The sequence below is a fragment of the Cupriavidus sp. UBA2010 genome, from assembly GCF_002335265.1.
GTDB classification, from domain to species: domain Bacteria; phylum Pseudomonadota; class Gammaproteobacteria; order Burkholderiales; family Burkholderiaceae; genus Cupriavidus; species Cupriavidus metallidurans.
Genome location: NZ_DDCI01000006.1, coordinates 1 through 5,433 on the forward strand (window position 1 = coordinate 1; position 5,433 = coordinate 5,433).

Annotated in this window: 5 protein-coding genes and 4 pseudogenes; 1 reads left to right on the forward strand and 8 read right to left on the reverse strand. The window is 67.3% G+C overall.

What is annotated here, in order from left to right; genetic code table 11:
* Positions 1 to 360: 360 nt before the first annotated feature.
* From B2246_RS02245 to merT, 7 genes and pseudogenes are all read right to left on the reverse strand, one after another.
* Positions 361 to 724: pseudogene (locus B2246_RS02245) on the reverse strand (XF1762 family protein); the annotation flags it as partial.
* Positions 725 to 865: 141 nt separating this feature from the next.
* Positions 866 to 1,168 (reverse strand): annotated as a pseudogene (locus tag B2246_RS02250) (DUF3085 domain-containing protein); the annotation flags it as partial.
* A 27-nt stretch (positions 1,169 to 1,195) separates the two neighbouring features.
* Positions 1,196 to 1,714 (reverse strand): annotated as a pseudogene (locus B2246_RS29135) (Tn3 family transposase); the annotation flags it as partial.
* Positions 1,678 to 2,193 carry a Tn3 family transposase gene (locus B2246_RS29140; protein ID WP_003098931.1) on the reverse strand — a complete coding sequence of 172 codons (516 nt, stop codon included), beginning with the start codon at positions 2,191 to 2,193 and terminating at the stop codon, positions 1,678 to 1,680. The pseudogene B2246_RS29135 and the gene B2246_RS29140, both read right to left, overlap by 37 nt.
* Before the next feature lie 18 nt (positions 2,194 to 2,211).
* Complete coding sequence (gene merA / locus B2246_RS02260; protein WP_003098932.1) at positions 2,212 to 3,900, reverse strand: mercury(II) reductase; 1,689 nt, start codon at positions 3,898 to 3,900, stop codon at positions 2,212 to 2,214.
* A 10-nt stretch (positions 3,901 to 3,910) separates the two neighbouring features.
* A complete protein-coding gene (merP, locus tag B2246_RS02265) occupies positions 3,911 to 4,216 on the reverse strand; it encodes a mercury resistance system periplasmic binding protein MerP (protein ID WP_003098934.1) in 306 nt (101 codons plus the stop codon).
* A gap of 12 nt (positions 4,217 to 4,228) precedes the next feature.
* On the reverse strand, positions 4,229 to 4,579 hold the full coding sequence (merT, locus tag B2246_RS02270) for a mercuric ion transporter MerT (protein WP_003098936.1): 351 nt from the start codon (positions 4,577 to 4,579) through the stop codon (positions 4,229 to 4,231).
* 71 nt (positions 4,580 to 4,650) lie between these two features.
* Between merT and merR the strand changes: the two genes are divergently transcribed.
* Entirely contained in the window at positions 4,651 to 5,058 is a 408-nt protein-coding gene (gene merR, locus B2246_RS02275) for an Hg(II)-responsive transcriptional regulator (protein ID WP_003098939.1), read from the forward strand.
* Positions 5,059 to 5,319: 261 nt separating this feature from the next.
* On the opposite strand, the pseudogene B2246_RS02280 reads toward merR, so the two are convergent.
* Positions 5,320 to 5,433 (reverse strand): annotated as a pseudogene (locus tag B2246_RS02280) (GTPase); the annotation flags it as partial.

Here is a 5,433-nt window from a genome sequence, read left to right on the forward strand (position 1 = left end):
CCCACGCATGCGGGGAAGGTGCGTGACCCCGCGGTGGGTTGATAAGGCGAAAGCATCCGCCACCAGAGGCTGGTGGCCGCTCGCGGAAGGATGCGGTGCGAGCTGGCTCGGTCACGCAGTGGGAACTGCGCCGCAACCTCGAAGACCGATGGTTGCCTGGCATGTCGCTGACGACGTCAGCAGGCATGGGGCCAGCATGGCGGGGCCTCGCGCGCGCGGCAGCAATCAATCGGCACCCGGGCGCTTCCCTTTGTCCGCGCCACCCGGCGCCTGTCACAGGCACTTGGCGCCGCGCAGGTGCTCGGGGGTATCGGCGCGCGGACGGCCGGGACGGCTCCAGGCGCCGCCACCGCGCGCGCCGATCAGCCGCCAGCCGGCGGCGCGCAGGCTGGCGCCACCTTCGTCGGGCATGGTGTAGGTGAGCAGGCGTATGTAGCCCAGCGCCCTTGCCGCCTGCCAGGCCGCGCCGTAGAGCTTGCTGCAGGCGCTGGGTGTGCCGTCGGTGCACAGCCGCGTGACTTCCAGCGTCCAGGTGCCGCGCGACCGGGCGGCCGACAATGGCCACGCCGTGGATCAGGTCGCTGTCGCTCAGCGTGACGGCCAGGGCGAACTTCGCGCCCTGGACCGGGCGGTGGTGGCGATGGTGCGACAGAACGAATGCATTGGCCGTGCGCAGCGACACCGGTAGGAGGTGCAGCCTCGGCGAGGTCGATGGCGTGTTCATGCGGTTGTCTCCGGTGGCATGCCGGCGTTGTGGCCGGCGGGGCGTGCCTCGGCGGCTGGAGACAAACGCGCACGCGCGGCGATGGCGGCGGTGCGAACAAAAGAAGGCCCCCGATGCGGGGGCTGCGAGGCGGTTGCCGCGTCAGGCGGGAGGCACCACTGCTAAGGACAGGTGCGTGGCGGTGGCGGAAAGCACGAGATCGTCCGCCGAGTGCTGGAGGCGCGTGAACAGGCCGTCCTTCGGGTCGAAATACTCCGCGAAGTCATCGCCGCCCAGCTCGCGGCCGGCGAGGTGCCACCAGTCATCGAACGGGTCGGTGTCCGGGTTGCATCCGACGGCGTAGGCGAGCAGTGCCTGGCGCCCATCCGGGCGACGCTCCCCACGCTCGGCGAGGAAGTACACGCCCTGATCCTTGACCAGGACAATGCGGCACTGATTGGGGACGTCTCAGAAAACGGAAAAAATCGTACGCTAAGCCGGTTGCAGCGGTCGTAGCGGCCTGAACTTGCCCGCGCCGATCTTGGCGCTGCTGCGCCAGAGGTAATCGCCGGTCAGGTTGATGTGCTCCCAGCCCAGCGGCGACAGGTACTGCAACAGGGCGTCATCGACAGTCTGGCCGTGACCGCGTAAGGCGTTTGAGGCCCGTTCCAGATAGACCGTGTTCCACAACACTATGGCCGCCGTCACCAGGTTGAGGCCGCTGGCCCGGTAGCGCTGCTGCTCGAAACTGCGGTCGCGGATTTCGCCCAGCCGGTTGAAGAACACGGCGCGGGCTAGCGCGTTGCGGGCTTCGCCCTTGTTCAGTCCGGCATGCACGCGGCGGCGCAGCTCGACGCTTTGCAGCCAGTCCAGGATGAACAGCGTTCGCTCGATGCGGCCCAGCTCGCGCAGCGCCACGGCCAGGCCGTTCTGGCGCGGGTAGCTGCCGAGTTTCCTGAGCATCAGCGAGGCCGTCACCGTGCCCTGCTTGATCGAGGTGGCCAGCCGCACCTTGGCGTTGATCGCCTTGCCGGACGCCTGGAACTGCTGCTGATGCTTGTGCTTGGCAGCGTTGAACAGCTTGCCCAGGATGCGGTCGTGCAGGTCGATGATTTCGTCGGTGACGGTGGCCATGCCCTCGATGGCGAGCGCACCAGGGTCGCGTAGCGGCGCTGTGCCTCGAACTTGGCCAGATCGGCGGGCGTCATCTGGCCGCCTTCGCGGGCGATCTTGAGCAGGCGGTTCTGGTGCACCGACCGCTCGATGCCGGAAGGCAGGTCGAGCGCCTGCCAGGCTTTGAGGCGCTCGATGTGTTCGAGTATGTGGCGCGAGTTCGGCTTGACGGGCGACTGGCGCAGCCAGGCCAGCCAGGTCGTCTTGCCGTTGTCGTGGCGCTTGAGCAGATCGTCGAGGCGGTGCCGGTGGGTGGCCGACAGGGGATCGGACAAGGCCGCGTAGATGCGGCGGTTGGCGCGGCTGTAGGCGTTCATCGAACACCTCCCTTTTCCTCATCCGGCGCAACAGGACAGTTGCTTCACGTCCTTGTTGAAGGTCTGCGCCGCGAGCTTCAGTCCCTCGACCATGGTCAGGTAGGGGAACAACTGGTCGGCCAGCTCCTGCACGGTCATCCGGTGGCGGATCGCCAGCGCGGCCGTCTGGATCAGTTCGCCCGCTTCCGGCGCGACCGCCTGTACGCCGATCAGCCGCCCTGAGCCAGCTTCCGCCACCAGCTTGATGAAGCCGCGCGTGTCGAAGTTGGCGAGCGCCCTCGGCACGTTGTCGAGCGTCAGCAGCCGGCTGTCGGTCTCGATGCCGTCGTGGTGCGCTTCCGCCTCGCTGTAGCCCACGGTCGCCACCTGCGGATCGGTGAACACCACCGCCGGCATCGCCGTCAGGTCCAGCGCCGCGTCGCCGCCGGTCATGTTGATCGCGGCGCGCGTGCCGGCCGCCGCCGCCACATAGACGAACTGCGGCTGGTCGGTGCAGTCGCCGGCAGCAAAGATGTGCGGTGCGCTCGTGCGCATGGCGCGGTCGATGACGATGGCTCCCTGCGCATTGACTTCGACGCCTGCCGCTTCAAGGTTCAGGCTGCGCGTGTTCGGCGCGCGACCGGTGGCGACCAGCAGCTTGTCGGCGCGCACTTCCCCCTGCCCGGTGGTGAGCACGAATTCCCCGCCCGCATAGGCAACGTGGCTCGCCTGGGTGTGGTCCAGCACCTCGATGCCCTCGGCGCGGAAGGCGTCTGTTACGGCTTCCCCGATGGCCGGGTCTTCTCGGAAGAACAGCGTGCTGCGCGCCAGGATCGTGACCTGGCTGCCCAGCCGGGCGAAGGCTTGCGCCAACTCGACCGCCACCACGGAGGAACCAATCACGGCCAGCCGCTCGGGGAGCGAGCTGCTTTCCAGCGCCTCGGTGGAGGTCCAGTGGGGTGTGTCCGCAAGGCCCGGGATTGGCGGAAGCGCCGGGCTCGCGCCGGTGGCAATCAGGCAGCGGTCGAAGTTCACCTCGTGCGTGCCGCCGTCAGCGGTCGCCACGGTCAGCGTGCGCGTGTCCCTGAACCGGGCCTCGCCGCGCAGCACGGTGATGGCCGGAGTGCTTGCCAGGATGCCTTCGTACTTGGCATGGCGCAGCTCCTCGACGCGGCCTTGTTGCTGGGCCAGCAGCCGCTCGCGCAGTACAGCGGGCGCTGCGGCCGGCAGGCCAGCATCGAACGGGCTTTCGCGGCGCAGGTGGACGATGTGCGCGGCGCGGATCATGATCTTGGACGGCACGCAGCCGACATTGACGCAGGTGCCGCCGATGGTGCCGCGCTCGATCAGCGTGACGCGGGCGCCTTGCTCCACGGCCTTCAAGGCAGCCGCCATCGCCGCGCCGCCGCTGCCTATCACAGCCACGTGCAGCGCTTGTTCACCGCCAACATGCTTCGTTTCGCCACCGAGCCAGCCCAGCGCCTTGTCTAGCAGGCCGGCAGGCTTGTTCGGCGTGTCGGTAAGCCGTGCGCGATAGCCGAGCGTGGCCACTGCGGCAACCAGCGGGGCCACGCTCACGCCTGCATCCGCCTCGATTTCGGCCTGCCGCTGCGGATAGGACACCGAGGCCGCGCGCACGCCGGGCACGTTCGTCAAAGCCTGCTGGACGTGCTCGGCGCACGACGTGCAGGTCATGCCTTCGATGTGGAGGGTGATCGCCTCGGCCATGATTACGCCCTCACTGCTTGACGCTGGACGGGTAACCCGCGTTTGCGGTGGCCTTGGTCAAGGCGTCGGCATTGGTCTTGGCCTCGTCGAAGGTGACGACGGCCTCCCGCTTCTCGAAGCTGACTTCGGCCTTCTCGACGCCGGCGACCTTGGACAGAGCCGTCTTGACCGTGATCGGGCACGCGGCGCAGGTCATGCCGGGCACCGACAGGGTGACGGTCTTGGTGGCAGCCCAGGCGGGCGCGCTTAGAGCGGCGGCCAGGGCGATGAGGGTGGTGAGGGTGGTGAGGGTGGTGAGGGTGGTGAGTTTCTTCATGGTGATCTCCTTTCAGTAGAACAGCGGCAGGACGTAGGGAAACGCGAGGGCAACCAGAACCAGGGCGGCCACGATCCAGAAGATCACCTTGTAGGCAGTCCGCACTTGGGGCACGGCGCAAACGTCGCCGGGCTTGCAGGCATGGGCTGGTCGGAAGATGCTGCGCCAGGCGAAGAACAGCGCGATGAGCGCTGCGCCGATGAAGATCGGCCGATACGGCTCCAGCACGGTCAGGTTGCCGATCCACGCGCTAGAGAAGCCGAGCGCGACCAGGACAAGGGGGCCGAGGCAGCAGGCCGAGGCGAGGACGGCCGCGACGCCGCCGGTCGCCAGTGCGCCGCGGCCGTTCTTGGGTTCCGACATAAGGTTCTCCTTCCGGGACTTCGCTTGATGCTGTAACGTTACTTCCGTAGTCAACTACGGAGTCAAGCGCCATGGAGAACGCTCAAGAGAATCTGACCATCGGGGCCTTCGCCAAGGCAGCCCGGGTCAACGTGGAGACGATCCGCTTCTATCAGCTCAAGGGCTTGCTACCCCAGCCGGAGCGGCCCTACGGTCGCATCCGCCGCTACGGGCAGGCGGACGTGGCGCGGGTGAAGTTCGTGAAGTCAGCCCAGCGCCTGGGATTCAGCCTGGATGAAGTCGGCCAGCTCCTGAAACTGGAGGACGGCACCCATTGCAGCGAGGCGGCCGAACTGGCTGCTCACCGGCTGGCCGATGTGCGCGCACGCATGGCGGACCTCACGCGGATGGAAGAGGCCCTGTCGACGCTAGTGAGAGAGTGCAACGCGCACCATGGCAATGTTTCCTGCCCGTTGATCGCAGCTTTGCATTGCTGCTAAAGGGCCCACTTCGGCTCTTAGCGTACGATTTTTTTCCGTTTTCTGAGACGACCCCTGATTGGCGATGGCTTCGGTCAGCACGGGGCGCAGGTCAGCGCCTTTGAATCGCAGTGACATGGATGAAATCTCCTGTGTGGAAGAATGAGAAAGGCCTCCATCCGATGGGATGAAGGGCCTGTAGTGCACGCGGCCGGAACGGCTGGAACGCCGTGGCGGATGCCTCGGGTCAGCCGCAGGACCGCCCGGTTTCGCTGCGGGGCGTCATGCCGGGACGGCCTGGCGCTTGCGGGCCGCTTTCGCGTCGAGGATGCTCACGTCGATCTGGCGCCAGCGCCCGTCGTCGATGAGCCTCTCCAGCACTTCGCCGAGCATGTC

Excerpts from the sequence above, each read along its gene's own strand:
- merA (WP_003098932.1), bottom strand. The coding sequence starts at position 3,900 with ATGGCCGAGGCGATCACCCTCCACATCGAAGGCATGACCTGCACGTCG.
- merP (WP_003098934.1), bottom strand. The coding sequence starts at position 4,216 with ATGAAGAAACTCACCACCCTCACCACCCTCACCACCCTCACCACCCTC.
- merR (WP_003098939.1), top strand. The coding sequence starts at position 4,651 with ATGGAGAACGCTCAAGAGAATCTGACCATCGGGGCCTTCGCCAAGGCA.
- merT (WP_003098936.1), bottom strand. The coding sequence starts at position 4,579 with ATGTCGGAACCCAAGAACGGCCGCGGCGCACTGGCGACCGGCGGCGTC.
- B2246_RS29140 (WP_003098931.1), bottom strand. The coding sequence starts at position 2,193 with ATGAACGCCTACAGCCGCGCCAACCGCCGCATCTACGCGGCCTTGTCC.